Origin of the sequence: Kingella kingae ATCC 23330 (genome assembly GCF_900111845.1) — a bacterium.
GTDB lineage: Bacteria > Pseudomonadota > Gammaproteobacteria > Burkholderiales > Neisseriaceae > Kingella > Kingella kingae.
In genome coordinates, this window is the sequence record NZ_FOJK01000004.1 from 53,786 (window position 1) to 70,086 (window position 16,301).

Here is a 16,301-nt window from a genome sequence, read left to right on the forward strand (position 1 = left end):
ATCTCTGATTTGAGGTATTCGGCAGCCCTGCAACCGCTCGGCTGCCATTTTTTTTTGTGGATTTTTGCCACAACATCGCACCTAAAATTCGTTAAAATACGCCCTTTTATTTTGTGGATAAAATTATGTCAGACGAAGCCAAACTGTTGCCACACCGCGATGCGATTGACCAAATTGACCAACAAGTGCTGCAACTGCTCAACCAACGCGCCCAGCACGCACGCGCGATTGGCGAACTCAAAGGCACAGGTGTGGTGTATCGCCCAGAACGCGAAGCCCAAGTGTTGCGCCGTATTCAAGATTTGAACGAAGGCCCGCTGCCCAACGAAGCCGTAGCGCGTTTGTTCCGCGAAATCATGAGCGAATGTTTGGCGATTGAACGTCCGCTCACCATTGCCTATTTGGGGCCCGAAGGCACGTTCACGCAACTGGCGGCGATGAAGCATTTTGGACACGCGGCGCACTCCGTTGCCTGCGCGACGGTGGACGACAGCTTGCGTTTGGTGGAAGCGCGTCAAGCCGATTATGTGGTCGCACCTGTAGAAAATTCCACCGAAGGCTCGGTTGGACGCACGTTGGATTTGCTGGTGTCCACGCCATTACGCGCTTGTGGCGAAGTGGAATTGCGAATTCATCATCACTTGTTGCGCCAAACGGCTGACCAAAACGGCATTGAAGCGGTGTATGCCCACGCGCAGGCTTTGGCGCAATGTCAGCATTGGTTGAGTAAAAATCTGCCTGCCCACGTTCGCCGCGTTGCCGTGTCCAGCAATGCCGAAGCGGCGCGATTGGCAAGTGAAAACCCAGCCGCCTGCGCCATTGCCAGCCAAGCCGCTGCCGAAATTTATGGCTTGACCAAGCTCGCCAGCAATATTGAAGACGAACCCAATAACACCACGCGCTTTTTGGTGTTGGGGCATCAAAGCACCGTCCCCAGTTCGCAAGATAAAACTTCGCTGGTTGTGAGTGCGCCCAACCAAGCAGGCACGCTCAATCGCCTGATTGAACCGCTAACACGCGCTGGCATTTCCATGACCAAGTTTGAAAGTCGTCCAAGCAAAACAGGCTTGTGGGAATATCTGTTTTTTATTGATATTGAAGGACACGAACAGCAAGAAAACGTGCAGGCTGTTTTGAGCGAATTGCGCGAACGGTCGGCATTTGTGAAAGTGATTGGGTCTTATCCGACTGCGGTTTTGTAATCACATAAAAAGCAGCCTGCACATTTCATCAACAAAATGTGCAGGCTGCTTTTTGTATTGACGACTACCCCACGCGATAAAACGCCAAACTGCCCAGCAAATTTGGCAAATATTCCACGCGTTTGCCGCTGGTCATCACGGCGCGTTCTAGCACGCGGATATGGTTTTTGTCGCACAAACGGTCAAAATCGCTGAGCGTACACCAGTGAATATTGGGTGTGTTATACCATTGATACGGCATACGCTCGCTCACAGGCATATGCCCACACAGTGCAATTTGCAGGCGGTTTTGCCAGTAGCCAAAATTGGGAAACGACACAATCGCTTGTTTGGCAATGCGAGTCAAATCACGCAAAATATTTTCGGTGTTTTGCATGGCTTGAATGGTTTGGCTCAACACAATCACGTCAAAACTGTTGTCGGCAAAGCTGTCTAAACCGCGCTCTAAATCGGCTTGCAGCACGTTCACGCCGCGCTCCAAAGCAGCCTGCACGCTGTCCACGTCAATTTCTACGCCGTAGCCTGTGCAATTTTTGTGCTGCATTAAGGCGTGCAGCAATTCGCCTGTGCCGCAGCCCAAGTCTAAAACGTGGGCGTTGGCTGGAATCCAGTCGTAAATCAGTTGAAGGTCGTCGCGTAAATTCATGGCGTTAATGTCCATTGCGGTTGTTGGGATTGCCAGCGCAAATAGGGCGCGGTGTAGCCGTCTTGATAGATGATTTCGTAATGTTGGTCGTTCAAGCGGCGATAGGCTGGCTGCCAACCTTGTTTGTTTTTAACCAAGCCCAGTTGCGCCAATTCGGCTTCGTTTTGTGCGTTGGGCAACTGTTTATGTTGCTGGCGATAGCGTTCAATTTGGGCGATGATTTGGTTGCCGTGTTCAATGTCTTTGTGTCGCCGCCATTCTAACGGCATATTTAAATAACCCAATATAATCAACACAATCGCGCTTATGCCGATGACGGTTTCTTTCATTGGCTCACCTGAATATTGTGCATATAGGCGCGAACGCCGTTCATATAGGGCGCGTCTTCCATTAAAAACGCATCGTGTCCGTGGTGCGATTCCACTTCTATGTATTGAACCGATTTTCGCGCATTAACCAAAGCATTGACCAATTCGTGTGAACGCTCGGGCGCAAATCGCCAATCGCTGCTAAAACTTGCCACAAAAAATTTGGCTTTAACGTGTTGCACAGCAGCCTGCAACTGGTTGTTGTGCGCGGCGGCTGGGTCAAAATAATCCAAGGCTTTGGTCATCAGCAAATAGGTGTTGGCATCAAAATGGTCGGCAAATTTGTCGCCTTGATAGCGCAAATAGCTTTCCACTTCAAAATCCACATCATAATGATAGTGCAGGCTGCCATCGCGCAGATTGCGTCCGAATTTTTTGCCCAAACCGTGTTCGGCAAGATAGGTGATGTGTCCCATCATTCGGGCGATACGCAAACCACGGTGCGGCTTGGTTTGATGTTGGGCGTAATGTCCGCCATAAAAATCGGGGTCGGTCAAAATGGCTTGTCGGGCGACATCGTTGAATGCGATGTTTTGTGTACTCAATTTGGGCGCAGACGCAATAACGAGCGCATGACGCACGCGGTCGGGGAAGTCCAACGTCCATTGCAAAGCCTGCATGCCGCCCAAACTGCCGCCCACAACGGCTGCCCATTGCTCAATGCCAAAATGGTCGGCGAGCAAGGCTTGGCTTTGCACCCAGTCTTGCACGGTGACGAGTGGGAAATCTGCGCCATAGGGCTGATTGGTTTCTGGGTTGATGGACAAAGGCCCTGTGCTGCCCGCGCAACCACCTAAATTGTTGAGCGCAATCACAAAAAATTTGTTGGTGTCGATTGGTTTGCCTGCGCCAATCATGTTATCCCACCAGCCTGCGTGTTTGTCGGACGCGCTGTGTCGCCCTGCGGCGTGGTGCGTGCCAGAGAGTGCGTGGCAAATCAACACGGCATTGTCTTTTTGCGCGTTGAGCGTGCCATAGGTTTCCACGATTAAATCAAAACGCGGCAAAGTTTGCCCATTTTGCAAAGTGAATGGCGCATCAAAGGCGATAAGTTGCGGGGTAACAATGGTTTGACTGGTTACGGACATGGTGTTCAATCAATTAAATCAACAAAATAAAAGCAGCCTGCACTTTTAAGCGGCTTGTTCTTCATCGCGGCGTTCACGATACAGCACCAGCAATTTGCCAATATGTTGCACCAGTTGCGCTTCGGTCGCTTTGCACAAGGCTTGGCAAATGGCAATGCGCTCTTCGCGGTCGTCGCCCAACACGCGCACTTTAATCAATTCGTGTGCTTGCAAAGCCGTAATGGTTTCGGCGACTACGGCTTCGGTCAAGCCTTTTTGTCCCACCATGACCACAGGGTTCAAATGGTGCGCACGCGCTTTGAGTTCTACAATTTGTTGTTTGGTTAAGGTTTTGTTGTCTGACATAGTTTTACTGCGGTTAAAATCAAAATAAACGCGCATTGTACGCCAAAATAAGGCAAGGTGCAGGCTGCTTTTTATGCTATTGCACAAAAAGACTTACATTTTATGCGGACTAAAACCGCTATTTCTAACCTATTTTTACGTTACAATACGCCCGTTTTAGTTTAGCGATTTAGGAAAAATCATGTCTTGCGAACACTTGGAAATGCAATACAGCACGTTCAGTAAAAAAGCCAACAACCCCCTAACCGAACCCATGTTCTTTGGGCAACCTGTAAACGTGGCGCGTTACGACCAGCAAAAATACGAAGTGTTTGAAAAATTGATTGAAAAGCAAATCTCGTTTTTTTGGCGGCCAGAAGAAGTGGATTTATCGCGCGACCGCATTGATTACGCCAATTTGCCTGACCACGAAAAACACATTTTTATCAGTAATTTAAAATACCAAACGCTGCTGGATAGTATTCAAGGTCGCAGCCCCAATGTTGGCTTTTTGCCGTTGGTGTCGATTCCTGAATTGGAAACGTGGATTGAAACGTGGGCGTTTTTTGAGACGATTCACAGCCGCAGCTACACGCACATTATTCGCAATATTGTCAATGACCCGTCTGTGGTGTTTGACGACATTGTGCAGAATGATTACATCATCGCACGCGCCGAAGACATTGCCTGCTACTACGATGATTTGATTGAATACACGCAATATTTCAATTTGTTGGGCGAAGGCAAACACACGGTAAACGGCAAGGAAATCACGATTTCGTTGCGTGAATTGAAGAAAAAACTGTATTTGTGCTTGATGTGCGTGAACGTGTTGGAAGCGATTCGCTTTTATGTGTCGTTTGCCTGCTCGTTTGCCTTTGCCGAGCGCGAATTGATGGAAGGCAACGCCAAAATCATCAAACTGATTGCGCGTGACGAAGCCTTGCATTTGACCAGCACGCAGCATATGCTGAACTTGATGCGTAGCGGTGTGGACGACCTCGACATGGCAGAAATCGCCGCCGAATTGCAAGACGAGTGCTTTGAATTGTTCAAAAAAGCCGCCGAGCAAGAAAAAGAATGGGCGGCATATCTGTTCAAAGACGGCAGCATGATTGGCTTGAACAAAGACATTTTGTGTCAATATGTGGAATACATTACTAATCATCGTATGCTTGCCGTGGGTTTGCAGGCTGCTTTTCCCCAAGCTACGCAAAACCCAATCCCATGGATTAACGCTTGGTTGTCGTCTGACAATGTGCAAGTTGCACCGCAAGAAGTGGAAATCTCGTCTTATTTAATCGGACAAATTGATGCGGAAGTGAAAGCCGAAGATTTGGAAGATTTTGAGTTGTAAGCAATAAATAAAGTGCAGGCTGCTTTGAGATAGAAAAAGCAGCCTGCATTTTTTTGTGATGCAAAGTGCAGGCTGCTTTTTGCGTGTTAAACCATGTTAAGGTATGATGTGTTTTCTTTTCATTATAGATAACGCAAACGGAGTAACAATGAATGCAGTAATGATTGGCGTATTGGTCATGTTGGTGCTGTCGGTGGCACGAGTTCATGTGGTATTGAGCTTGGTGGTGGGCGCATTTGCAGGCGGTTTGGCGGCTGGTTTACCATTGGCAGACGTGGTCAATGCAGCAGGCGAAGTCACGCAAAAAGGGGTGATGACGCATTTTCAAAATGGTTTGAGCGGCGGCGCAAGCATTGCCTTGTCGTATGCTATGCTCGGTGCTTTTGCGATGGCGATTACGCATTCTGGTTTGCCGCAACAAATGGCAGGCGCGATTATCCGCAAACTCAATGGCAACCAAGCGCAAGACAAAATCCCGTCTGGCGTAAACAAAGTGAAATGGATTTTGATTTTTGCGTTGCTGGCAATGGGCGTGATGAGCCAAAACGTCGTGCCAATTCACATTGCCTTTATCCCAATGATTATTCCGCCTTTGCTGCTGGTGTTCAATCGCCTGCAAATTGACCGCCGTTTGCTGGCTTGTGTCATCACATTTGGCTTGGTAACGACTTATATGTTCTTGCCCTATGGTTTTGGCGCGATTTTCTTAAACAAAATTTTGTTGCCCAACATTGAAAAAGCAGGCATGAGTGTGCAAGGCATCAATGTGATGAGCGCGATGGCGATTCCTGCTTTGGGCATGGTGGCTGGCTTGCTGCTGGCGTTTGTGCATTACCGCAAACCGCGTGTCTATCAAAACAAACAAATTGACGAACAAGTGGCGCAAGAATCTGCCAAACAACCGCAAGTGTCGTCTTATCGCAGCGCGGTGGCAGCATTGGCGATTTTGGTGTGTTTTGTGATTCAGTTGGTGTACAAAGACGCATTGATGTTGGGCGCATTACTCGGTTTTGCCGTGTTTATGATGCTCGGCGTGGTGCGCCGCAACGAAGCCGATAGCGTGTTCAACGACGGCATCAAAATGATGGCAATGGTGGGCTTTATTATGATTGCCGCACAAGGTTTTGCCGAAGTGATGAAAGCCACAGACGAAATCAAACCCTTGGTAGAAGCCAGTGCAGCCATGTTTGCAGGCAGCAAAGCCGCCGCTGCGTTTGCGATGTTGATGGTGGGTTTGTTGGTAACCATGGGCATTGGCAGTTCATTTTCCACTTTGCCGATTATTACCGCGATTTATGTGCCATTGTGCGCTAGCTTGGGCTTTTCGCCTTTGGCAACCGTGGCGATTATTGGTACGGCAGGCGCGTTGGGCGATGCAGGTTCGCCAGCGTCCGACTCTACGCTGGGTCCAACCATGGGCTTGAATGTGGACGGGCAGCATGACCATATGCGTGATAGCGTGATTCCAACCTTTATTCACTACAACATTCCCCTGTTTATTGCAGGCTGGATTGCCGCGCTGGTGCTGTAATCATGCAAGAAATGCAAGACCGCATAACAGAATTGGAAATTCGCCTTGCACTGCAAGATGAACTGCTGCTGTCGTTGAACGACACGGTAGCGAAATTGCAAGACGCGCTGGATTTACAGCAAGCGCAGTTGCGTGTGTTGTACAACAAAATGCAGCAGCAAGGCGATGGCGCACAAGATAAGCCATATAGTTTAGCTGATGAAGTGCCACCACATTATTAAATCAACACACAAAAGAGTAGGGCGATGATTGCGCCACTACTCTTTTTTACATCAAAAAGCAGCCTGCACTTTATGTTCCCCGATATTTTGTCGCTATTCACATCGGCATTCATCTCCGCCACGCTATTCCCAGCCGCCAGCGAAGTCCTATTTGGCGCACTCGTTTGGCAGCAACCACAACATTGGCAAACATGGCTATTGGTCGCCAGCCTAGGCAACACGCTCGGTAGCGTCAGCAGTTATGTTTTAGGTTACTTTGTGCCACTTCGCGCCCAAGTCGCCCCACGCGCCCAAAACTGGCTACAACGCTACGGTGCATGGGCATTGTTGCTGGCATGGTTACCGATTGTGGGCGATGCCTTGCCGCTGGTTGCAGGCTGCTTGCGTTTGCCGTTTTGGCGATGTGTATGTTTGATTGCAATAGGCAAAACCGCACCATACAGCGCAGTGTTATTGGGTATATGGGCGATTTAACAAGCAGCCTGCACCCGATGTAGCGCAAAGTAATCGTAATTTTATTTCAATAACACTATTCAGTACCGCCCAAAATCGGGCATAATCCACTTGTTTTATGTTCACGTTGAAAGGAAGCAAAAATGTCTCAACTCAACAATTTTGATATGGTAATTTTTGGCGCAACAGGCGATTTGTCTATGCGTAAATTGTTGCCTTGCCTGTATCAAGCGCACGCAGCAGGTTTGTTGCACCCAAACGGTCGCATTTTGGGCGTATCGCGCAGCCAAATGGACACCGCACAATTTTTGGCAAAAGTGCAAACCGACAGTAAAATCCACATCAAAAAGAATTACACTGATGAATTGTGGACAAGTTTTGTTCAACGTATTCAATACTTAACCGTAGATGTAAACACAAGCGCACACTTTGACGAATTGGCAAAAATCGTCAAAGCACGTACCGAAACCGATAATGTTGTTATCTATTTATCAACTGCACCCAAATTCTTCGCGCCAGCTTGTGAAAATTTGGCACGAGTGGGCTTAAATGCCGACAACGTCCGCATCGTATTGGAAAAACCGCTTGGCACAGACTTGGCTTCTTCGCAAGCCATCAACACCGATGTTGGCACGCATTTCAAAGAAAACCAAATCTATCGTATTGACCATTATCTCGGCAAAGAAAGCCTGCAAAACGTGTTGCCATTGCGTTTTGGTAACGTGTTTTTTGAGCCAGTTTGGAACAAAGATTTCATCAAATCGGTGCAAATCACGGTGGCAGAACAACTGGGCGTGGAAGAGCGCGGCGAGTTTTATGACATCACAGGCGCATTGCGCGACATGATGCAAAACCACATCATGCAAATGCTGTGTTTTGTGGCAATGGAACAACCCAAATCGTTGAGCGCAGACGATGTACGCGATGAAAAATTGAAAGTGGTGGCTGCACTCAAACCGATGACTTCGGCAGATGTAGATAAAAACGTGATTCGCGCACAATATGTGGCAAACGGCGAGCAAAACGGCTATTTGCAAGAACACAATGTGCCAGCCGACAGCCGTACCGAAACCTATGTTGCCATTCGCGCCGAAATTGATACGCCACGTTGGGCAGGCGTGCCGTTTTATTTGCGTACAGGCAAACGCTTGGCAACGCGCACAGCAGAAATTGTTTTGAATTTCAAAGACCAAGCCAATGGTTTGTTTGGCACAAATCCTAATCGTTTGGTGATTTCGTTGCAGCCCGATGAAACCGTATCGCTCAAATTGTATGTGAAACAAGTGGGCAGCGGCTTGGACGTGCAGCCAACCGAAATGGTGTTGGACATGGGCACAGTGTCAGACGAACGCCGCGCCGAAGCGTATGAATTGCTGTTGCGCGAAGTGATTGACGGACGTTTGAGCTTGTTCAATCGCCGCGACGAGCTGGAAAAAGCGTGGGAATGGGTCATGCCAATTTTGGACAACTGGGCAACTTCGCCTGTTGCACCAGCCACTTACGCTGCATCTAGCTGGGGGCCAAAAGAAGCGCAAGAATTGTTGGCGCGTGATGGTAATGTTTGGTTGGAAGAGCAAGCGTAATCCTAAACAAGCAGCCTGCATTTTTTGTTGTGTTTACGCAAAGTGCAGGCTGCTTTGATATAAATCACTATGATGATTTTATTTTTATTGATGATATTGGCGTTGATTGCCGCCAGCGTAGGCTATTTCAAAGCAGCCTGCACATTGAGCGTAGCCGAAAAAATGGCTAACCGATTTTGCCGATTTGCAAAACTGGCGCAAAAATCGCGCTTTAACACGCCAATTAATCCGCGCTATTTTCAATCGTGCAACGGTGCAAAATCCGCGTTTGCTGCGCCCATTGCGAATGTGGCTAGGCATTTGGTTTGCTGTGTTGCTGGGTATGGTGGCATGGCTGATTGCGCTCAATGCGGCAGGATAAAACATCAACATAAAAAAGAAAGGGAATAACCTGATGATTTCATTTAAACAATTAAATTCTGCGGCAGACAACGCCGAGCAACTTACCCAAGCAGTTGCCCAAAATTTGCGCGATACGTTGGCAAAACAAGACAGCGCTACGTTGGCGGTGTCGGGTGGCAAATCACCGATTGCGTTTTTTCAAGCCTTAAATCAACTGGATTTGGATTGGGCGCGTGTGAATATTGCCTTGGTAGATGAGCGCGTTGTGCCAACCAATCACGCCGACAGCAACACACAATTAGTGCGCGATAATTTGCTGCAAAATCGAGCCAAAGACGCAAAATTCATCGCCATGATTGATGACGCGGCAAGCGAAAGCAGCCTGCAACAAATCGAACAAGCCGTTGAATTTGCGCTACAAAACTATGTTCAACCCGATGTATTGGTGCTGGGCATGGGTGGCGATGGACACACTGCCAGCATTTTCCCCCAAGCACCGCAATTTGCCGATGCGGTTCGCGCCGATTATCCGCAACCTTTGTTGCACACCACGCCCATGACCGCGCCACACGAGCGCATTTCCATGACTTTGGCGGCGATTGAACGTACCGCGCACGTTTATTTGGCGATTGCAGGCGCAGAAAAATTAGCCGTGTATCGCCAAGCCGAACAAGAAAAAACACAAACATTCCCAATCAGCTACGTTTTACATTCCGAAAAGGTGACCGCAAATGTCTTCTACAACGACTAAATCCAAAAAAACCGAAACCGCCGTTTACCCACGCATGGTGGCGGATATTGGTGGCACAAACGCCCGTTTTGCGCTGGAAACCGTGCACCAAATCTTTGAACACATTGAAGTTTTACCGTGCAACGACTACGACACGATTGTGGACGCTGCCAAAGAATTTTTGAAACGCGCAGGCAATCCAGAAGTCAAACACGCAGCGGTGGCGATTGCCAACCCTGTGGTCGGCGATTGGTTGCAAATGACCAACCACCATTGGGCGTTTTCGATTGAAACCACGCGCCAAGCTCTGTATTTGGATACATTGTTGTTTATCAACGACTTTACCGCGCAAGCCTTGGCGATTACCAAAGCCAAGCCCGAAGAATTGGTACAAGTGGGTGGCTTCCAACCCATTGAAAACGCACCCAAAGCCGTGATTGGGCCGGGAACAGGTTTGGGCGTGAGCGGTTTGATTCCATCGCCAGCAGGTTATGTGCCATTGGCAGGCGAAGGCGGACACAACAGCTTCCCGCCGTTTGACGACACCGAAGTGATGATTTGGCAATACGCCAAGAAAAAACACGGACACGTTTCCGCCGAACGCTTTTTGAGCGGCGCAGGCTTGGTGTTGATTCACGATGCGTTGAGCGAGCGCGAAGGCGTTAAGCGTCAAAAACTCACGCCAGCCGAAATCAGCGAACGCGCGTTGAGCGGCACATCGCCTTTGTGCCGTTTGACTTTGGATATTTTCTGCGCGATGTTGGGTACGGTTGCGTCTAACTTGGCTTTGACGCTGGGTGCGCGTGGTGGCGTGTATTTGTGTGGTGGCATTATTCCGCGTTTTATTGATTACTTTAAATACTCGCCATTTCGCAATCGCTTTGAAAACAAAGGACGTTTTGATGCGTATCTTGCCGCGATTCCTGTGTATGTGGTGTTGAGCAAATACCCAGGCATTACAGGCGCAGCGGTGGCGTTGGATAATCATTTGGCGGCGCAGAAATAAATCAGCCAAAAGTAAAAAGCAGCCTGCAACGGCAAGAATTTGCCACATACCACGCGCACCAATTTATAGCGAATAGAATTGCGAAAAATCTGGCGCAGCAGTTGGCATTCTTGCGCGGTTAGGGCGCGAACCCAATGTGCAGGCTGCTTTTTAAATATCATGCTACGCGACCGCTTTCGCGTTGTGCCGCGGTGAGTAATGCCAACAATTCTTCGGTGGAATCCCAGCCAATGCAGGCATCGGTAATGCTTTTGCCATACACTTCTGGCTTGTCTTGGCGACCTTCTACCAAGTGGCTTTCCACCATCACGCCCATGATGTTTTGTTCGCCTGCGCGGATTTGGGCAGACACGTCTTGGGCGACAATCATTTGGCGCGTGTAGTCTTTATTGCTGTTGGCGTGGCTGAAATCGACCATCAATTTGGGCGTTACGCCTGCTTTGATGAGTTGCGCCGAAGCAGCCTGCACATGGTCGGAGCTGTAATTTGGCTCTTTGCCGCCACGCAAAATCACATGACAATCGCTGTTGCCTTTGGTGTGGACAATGGCGGAATGCCCTGTTTTGGTAACCGACAAGAAATGGTGCGGGTGCGATGCCGCGCCAATCGCGTCAATGGCGATTTTGAGATTGCCGTCCGTGCCATTTTTGAAGCCAACTGGGCAAGACAAACCGCTAGACAATTCGCGATGCACTTGACTTTCGGTGGTACGCGCACCAATCGCGCCCCACGAAATCAAATCGGCATAATATTGTGGCGTAATCATATCCAAAAATTCGGTGGACGCAGGCATACCCAAATTATTCAAATCCAACAACAATTTACGTGCTTGACGCAAACCGAAGTTAATGTCAAAGCTGCCGTCCAAATGCGGGTCATTGATTAAGCCTTTCCAGCCGACTGTGGTGCGTGGTTTTTCAAAATACACGCGCATGACAATCAGCAATTCTTTTTCGTATTTTTGACGCAAGGGCAGCAGGCGTTGCGCATATTCCATTGCTGCTTTGGGGTCGTGAATGGAACAAGGGCCGATGATGACCAACAAGCGGTTGTCTTTGCCGTGTACCAAATCGGCGATTTCTTGGCGCGTTTGCACGACTAAATTGGCGGCTGCATCAGTAATAGGCAATTCGTATAAATGCGCGATTGGAGGCAAGAGTTCGGTTACGGCATCAATGCGAATATCATCGGTTTTTTGTAGGCGGTTCATGTTTTTTCCTATGTGTTTATGTTGATATGAAAGCGCAAAGGATAAACAGTGCAGGCTGCTTTGACAAGCAAATTAATTCATATTGTGCAATTTAATTTTATAGTGAATTAAATTTAGATTAGTACAGCGTTGCCAACTCCCTTATGTTACTAGATGTACACGGCGGTCGTTGTCGCCTTGTCCTAATCTAAATTTAATCCACTATATTATTCTACGATTTGCAGGCATTAAACAAAATTTAATGCTTATTTTTTTGTTTTTTTGATATTTAATGCTAGTGTGATAAATTTTAATGCAAAATAAAACAAGCTACCTGAACTATCAAATAGCTTGTTTGGATTGATGTTAGCTAAAAGCAGCCTGCAATTAAAAATCAACCAATTTCTCTGCATTAAACAGCGAACGGCGGCAGATAGATAAATTGGCTTTTTCGCGGTCGGCAACCAAATAAACAAAAGTGCTGTCTTTATTGGTGCATGGGCAAATTAAATGGATTTGTTTGTATAGACTGATTTGAATGTCGTGCAAAGTATCATTTAAATTGAGTCGTTCCTTAATACGCATTTTGGCGCGAATAATATTAACGCAGCCTGCGCTAGCCGCTTCCAAATCAAAAGTTGTATCGTTGGCATGCGATGCCATCATCATACCGCTACCATAATCCACAATCGCTACCGCAACTACACCTTTAATGCTTGATAAGCCTTTTACAATTTCTTCTAATGTCATTTTAGATTTCCTTCTTACCTGCCTGTGCTGCTGCATCGGTACAGCCAAGTCAGGCAAAACAATCTTTTTTCTCAAAGCCGTATTTTCCCTGAAAAAGTGACTTTTGAAAATAGTTTATGTAAAAATAATTTACATTTGAGACCAAGTAATCCAGCCTGTTTGTGATGTAATTAAAATAAATGACCCAAAAACAATGCGATAATAAGCAAACGGAACGTAATTTTTGGTCGATACAAATTTTAACAATGCTTTGACGGCAAACAAACCAGATACAAAAGCGGCAACAAATCCCACCGCAATTAAGCCCACATCGCCCCAAGTAAATTCTTGCCAGCTTTTGTAGATGTCGTAGCCTGTGGCGGCAACCATCATTGGCACAGCCAAGAAAAACGAAAACTCGGTGGCGGCTTTGCGCTCAATGCCCCACAGCATGCCGCCCATAATGGTGCTGCCCGAACGCGATGTACCAGGGATTAGAGCGAGACATTGTGCTAATCCCACCACCAGCGCATCTTTGCCACTCATGTCATCGACATTTTTGACTTTGGGTGGGCGATGTTGGGTGCGCTTTTCAATCCACAAAATCAACAAACCGCCCACAATCAGCGCAATGGCGACGGTGATGGAGTTGAACAAATATTCTTTGATGTGCTTGCGAAACAGCAGTCCTACTACGGCGGCTGGGATAAAGGCAATCGCCAAATTCAGCACAAATCGGTTGGCTTGGTCGTTGCGCCCAATGCCTGTGATGACGTTGGCAAAGCGTTGGCGATATTCCACTACAATCGCCAAAATTGCGCCTAGTTGTATGGCGATTTCAAACACTTTGCCGTTGCTGTTAAAGTTCATTAAATCGCCCAAAACAATTAAATGTCCTGTGCTGGAAATCGGCAAAAATTCGGTTAAGCCTTCGACAATGCCTAAAATCAGGGCTTTGAATAATAAAACAATATCCATTTGTTTTTCTCAATAATAAAGCAGCCTGCACAGTCATTGCAGGCTGCTTTTGTATATTTTATTAACGATTTACGCTATTAACCAAACTTGCGCCAAAGCTGTGAGTTGGTGTGGTTGCGGCTTTGGGTGCTGGGGCTTTCATGCCACGTTCTTCGCGTACTTTTTTGATGAGTTCGTCAATCGTGGTCATGCCTGTTTCGTAGCCGTTGTTGAAAATAACTTGGTATTTGCCGCCCACAATCACGGTTGGTGTGCCAGAAATGGCGTATTGGTCTGTCCATGATTCCATTTGTGTGGCTTGTGTGGCGTTGCTGAACGAATCAAAAGCAGCCTGCACTTTGCTGCCATCGAATGCGGTTTGTGCTTTGAGCCATTGCGACAAAACGGCTGAGTTGCCTAAATTGACTTTTTGTTTAATTACAGCTTCAAAAATAAATGGGTTGGCTTGTATTTTTGTACCCGATTGTTTCACCGCTGCGGCAAGACGTGCAAAACCAAAATCGCGTTGTTTATCCCACACAATGTGTTCCGCGCGGAATACGGTGTCGCTGGCAAAGGTTTTGATATGACGTGCAATAACGGGTTCTAGGTCATAGCAATGTGGACACCAGTATGCAAAAAATTCGGTTACTTCAATTTTGTCTTTTTGCAAGGGTGCAACTTCCACTTCGGCAAGTTTATAGTCCACGCCTTCGGTGGCTGCCAACGCAGGAACAGATACAAATAACGCCATCAATGCGGCGGCAATACTTTTTTTATTCAACATAACGATTTCCTTATCTTTGATGAATGATGAATTGGGATTTATTGCGGGCGAGTAATGGTATCAACACCATTGTTTTTTAGTTTTTGTTGTACTTGTGCCGCGCGAGAGCCGTCCATGCTAGACGTTTGCACGCGATACAGCGTTTTGCCATTGCTTTGTACAGGAACAATTTTGGTTTGTACGCCGCTCAATGCCAATTTGGTGCGTTGTTCTTCGGCAGCAGCGCGAGAGTTGTATGCGCCAGCTTGGATTACCGTGCGTCCTTTGGGTTTATTTGGCTCGGTTGTTGCGGTAGGTTTATTGCTGGTTTGTTGTGCTTTTCGTTCGGCTTCACGTCTGGCTAATTGACGCGCTTTTTGCAAGTTGCCCGCTTCTAAAATTTGTTCGCCAGTTGGTTCGATATTGTCCACGGCAACGCGTGCAGGCTGCTTGCGTGGTGCAGCAGGTTTGGCAGGTGCAGGCATTGCTTCACCCAATACAGGGTCATTTTGCACAACAGTTGTTTCGCGCGGTTTGCTTGGCGTGGTGGTTGCTTTATTATTGTTGATAGACGGCTTGGCAACGCGTGGTGTGGTGGTGCTATCAGAAGCAGCCTGCACCATGATAGGTTCGTTGTCTGCGGTAGTATTTTGTGTATTGGCTGCCACAGGTGGAATAGGTTGCACCATAGAAGCAGCAGTTTCTACGTTGGCAACCGTAGTCGATGCAGCCACATCTGGCTTGGGTGTCAATACAGCAGGTTCTGACGATACGGGATTATTGACCATTTTAGGCTGCTGAAAATCGCGTGCATTGTTTTGATTTAATGTAAACAAAACAGCGGCGATTGCGCCCAATGTGACAATCGAACCAGCCATAAAATTGAACAAGCCGCCGCCTTGTTGTTGCTTAAAATACATTTGTGTATGCCTTAAAAAATAACAGATTGTCTATTTTAACAAAAATTTGTTTGATGCGTGTTGTTTACTCGTCCCACGCTTCCAAAAATTCTTCCCAGTGCAATTTATCTTCGGCTTGGGCATACAAATATTCGCGCAAACGCTCCAATTCGGCAGCGTATTCTTGTTGGGAGAGCGCGCCGTTCATCAAACGAAAACGCTGGAATACCAAATAAGTATTGGCGACATCGGTTTCGCAGTAATCTCGAATCGCTTCAATTTCGCCGTTTTGATAGGCTTGCCACACTTGGCTGCCGTCCATGCCCATTTTGCCTGGAAAACCGCATAATTTTGCCAATTCGTCTAGCGGTGCGTTGGCGCGTCCTGTGTACATGGCAAGCAAGTCCATTAAATCGCAATGACGGTTGTGATAACGACTGATGTAGTTGTTGTATTTAAAGTCGCGGCTATCGGCAAAATCGCCCTCGCCCATATCCCAATAACGAGCAGCCTGCACGCCATGAACCAATGCGCGATAATGCAACACAGGCAAATCGAATCCGCCGCCATTCCAGCTCACCAGTTGTGGTGTGTATTTGGTAATCAAACCAAAAAATTTCTCGATGATTTCGGCTTCGCTGCTGTTGGCAGAACCCAATGTCGCAATGTGAATCTTGTCGTTCCAACGCAAGCAGCACGAAATTGCCACAATTTTATGCAAATGATGTGGCATGAAATCGCTACCATTTTTGGCACGACGTTGTTGCGCCGCAAATTCCACGACATCGGCATCGCTAATACTGGGCGGCAGTTGATTTAACGCGCGAATGGCTCGGGTATCGGGAATGGTTTCAATGTCAAAAACAAGAATGGGCGTCATGAATTTTGTCCAAAATAAAAAACAGGCGGA

At 47.5% G+C, this 16,301-nt stretch carries 20 protein-coding genes; 8 read left to right on the plus strand and 12 right to left on the minus strand.

From position 1 onward, the window contains the following. Nucleotides 1-125: 125 nt before the first annotated feature. Entirely contained in the window at nucleotides 126-1,202 is a 1,077-nt protein-coding gene (pheA, locus tag BQ5809_RS01235) for a prephenate dehydratase (protein WP_003789556.1), read from the plus strand. Between the two features lie 64 nt (nucleotides 1,203-1,266). Here pheA and metW read toward each other — a convergent pair whose 3' ends face one another. From metW to yhbY, 4 genes are read right to left on the minus strand one after another with little or no spacing between them, the layout of a single operon-like run. Beyond that, the gene (gene metW / locus BQ5809_RS01240) at nucleotides 1,267-1,848 is read right to left on the minus strand and encodes a methionine biosynthesis protein MetW (RefSeq protein ID WP_003789557.1); all 582 of its coding nucleotides are present in this window, start codon (nucleotides 1,846-1,848) and stop codon (nucleotides 1,267-1,269) included. Next, nucleotides 1,845-2,177 (minus strand): LYR motif-containing protein, encoded by a 333-nt coding sequence (locus BQ5809_RS01245; RefSeq protein WP_003785541.1) that lies wholly within the window; start codon nucleotides 2,175-2,177, stop codon nucleotides 1,845-1,847. Before BQ5809_RS01245 ends, metW begins: the two co-directional genes overlap by 4 nt. After that, nucleotides 2,174-3,304: a homoserine O-succinyltransferase MetX gene (metX, locus tag BQ5809_RS01250; RefSeq protein WP_003785546.1), complete on the minus strand. Its 1,131-nt coding sequence runs from the start codon at nucleotides 3,302-3,304 to the stop codon at nucleotides 2,174-2,176. The genes BQ5809_RS01245 and metX overlap by 4 nt, the downstream gene beginning before the upstream one ends. A 45-nt stretch (nucleotides 3,305-3,349) precedes the next feature. After that, complete coding sequence (gene yhbY / locus BQ5809_RS01255; protein ID WP_032827663.1) at nucleotides 3,350-3,649, minus strand: ribosome assembly RNA-binding protein YhbY; 300 nt, start codon at nucleotides 3,647-3,649, stop codon at nucleotides 3,350-3,352. 202 nt (nucleotides 3,650-3,851) lie between these two features. Here yhbY and nrdB point away from each other — a divergent pair, with 202 nt between their 5' ends. The 5 genes from nrdB (at nucleotide 3,852) to zwf (ending at nucleotide 8,773) form a co-directional block, all read left to right on the plus strand. Continuing rightward, on the plus strand, nucleotides 3,852-4,985 hold the full coding sequence (nrdB, locus tag BQ5809_RS01260) for a class Ia ribonucleoside-diphosphate reductase subunit beta (RefSeq protein WP_003789565.1): 1,134 nt from the start codon (nucleotides 3,852-3,854) through the stop codon (nucleotides 4,983-4,985). Nucleotides 4,986-5,133: 148 nt separating this feature from the next. Continuing rightward, the gene (locus BQ5809_RS01265) at nucleotides 5,134-6,516 is read left to right on the plus strand and encodes a Na+/H+ antiporter family protein (RefSeq protein ID WP_032827600.1); all 1,383 of its coding nucleotides are present in this window, start codon (nucleotides 5,134-5,136) and stop codon (nucleotides 6,514-6,516) included. A 2-nt stretch (nucleotides 6,517-6,518) separates the two neighbouring features. Beyond that, nucleotides 6,519-6,737, plus strand: coding sequence for a SlyX family protein (locus BQ5809_RS01270; RefSeq protein ID WP_003785553.1), 219 nt, complete (start codon nucleotides 6,519-6,521; stop codon nucleotides 6,735-6,737). A 24-nt stretch (nucleotides 6,738-6,761) separates the two neighbouring features. After that, entirely contained in the window at nucleotides 6,762-7,211 is a 450-nt protein-coding gene (locus BQ5809_RS01275) for a YqaA family protein (protein ID WP_003785555.1), read from the plus strand. 122 nt (nucleotides 7,212-7,333) lie between these two features. Then, a complete protein-coding gene (gene zwf / locus BQ5809_RS01280; protein WP_003785557.1) occupies nucleotides 7,334-8,773 on the plus strand; it encodes a glucose-6-phosphate dehydrogenase in 1,440 nt (479 codons plus the stop codon). An 84-nt stretch (nucleotides 8,774-8,857) separates the two neighbouring features. Here zwf and BQ5809_RS10940 read toward each other — a convergent pair whose 3' ends face one another. After that, nucleotides 8,858-9,145, minus strand: a complete 288-nt coding sequence (locus BQ5809_RS10940; RefSeq protein ID WP_155114346.1) for a hypothetical protein — start codon at nucleotides 9,143-9,145, stop codon at nucleotides 8,858-8,860. Nucleotides 9,146-9,167: 22 nt separating this feature from the next. Between BQ5809_RS10940 and pgl the strand changes: the two genes are divergently transcribed. Beyond that, a complete protein-coding gene (pgl, locus tag BQ5809_RS01290; RefSeq protein WP_003785563.1) occupies nucleotides 9,168-9,866 on the plus strand; it encodes a 6-phosphogluconolactonase in 699 nt (232 codons plus the stop codon). Continuing rightward, a complete protein-coding gene (locus BQ5809_RS01295) occupies nucleotides 9,847-10,851 on the plus strand; it encodes a glucokinase (protein ID WP_003785566.1) in 1,005 nt (334 codons plus the stop codon). The genes pgl and BQ5809_RS01295 overlap by 20 nt, the downstream gene beginning before the upstream one ends. On the opposite strand, the gene BQ5809_RS01300 is transcribed toward BQ5809_RS01295, so the two are convergent. From BQ5809_RS01300 to BQ5809_RS01330, 7 genes are all read right to left on the minus strand, one after another. Further along, nucleotides 10,830-11,012: a hypothetical protein gene (locus BQ5809_RS01300; RefSeq protein WP_003785569.1), complete on the minus strand. Its 183-nt coding sequence runs from the start codon at nucleotides 11,010-11,012 to the stop codon at nucleotides 10,830-10,832. The two genes, BQ5809_RS01295 and BQ5809_RS01300, sit on opposite strands and share 22 nt — an antisense overlap. Next, nucleotides 11,009-12,061: a 3-deoxy-7-phosphoheptulonate synthase AroG gene (gene aroG, locus BQ5809_RS01305; protein WP_003785571.1), complete on the minus strand. Its 1,053-nt coding sequence runs from the start codon at nucleotides 12,059-12,061 to the stop codon at nucleotides 11,009-11,011. The genes BQ5809_RS01300 and aroG overlap by 4 nt, the downstream gene beginning before the upstream one ends. 366 nt (nucleotides 12,062-12,427) lie before the next feature. Further along, nucleotides 12,428-12,790, minus strand: coding sequence for a hypothetical protein (locus tag BQ5809_RS01310; RefSeq protein ID WP_003789582.1), 363 nt, complete (start codon nucleotides 12,788-12,790; stop codon nucleotides 12,428-12,430). A gap of 129 nt (nucleotides 12,791-12,919) precedes the next feature. Further along, nucleotides 12,920-13,747, minus strand: a complete 828-nt coding sequence (locus tag BQ5809_RS01315; RefSeq protein WP_003785577.1) for an undecaprenyl-diphosphate phosphatase — start codon at nucleotides 13,745-13,747, stop codon at nucleotides 12,920-12,922. 61 nt (nucleotides 13,748-13,808) lie between these two features. Further along, on the minus strand, nucleotides 13,809-14,513 hold the full coding sequence (locus BQ5809_RS01320; protein ID WP_003785579.1) for a thiol:disulfide interchange protein DsbA/DsbL: 705 nt from the start codon (nucleotides 14,511-14,513) through the stop codon (nucleotides 13,809-13,811). Nucleotides 14,514-14,551: 38 nt separating this feature from the next. Then, nucleotides 14,552-15,412 (minus strand): SPOR domain-containing protein, encoded by an 861-nt coding sequence (locus tag BQ5809_RS01325; protein WP_003785581.1) that lies wholly within the window; start codon nucleotides 15,410-15,412, stop codon nucleotides 14,552-14,554. A 64-nt stretch (nucleotides 15,413-15,476) separates the two neighbouring features. Further along, nucleotides 15,477-16,271, minus strand: a complete 795-nt coding sequence (locus tag BQ5809_RS01330) for a 3'-5' exonuclease (protein ID WP_003785583.1) — start codon at nucleotides 16,269-16,271, stop codon at nucleotides 15,477-15,479. Nucleotides 16,272-16,301 lie beyond the last annotated feature (30 nt).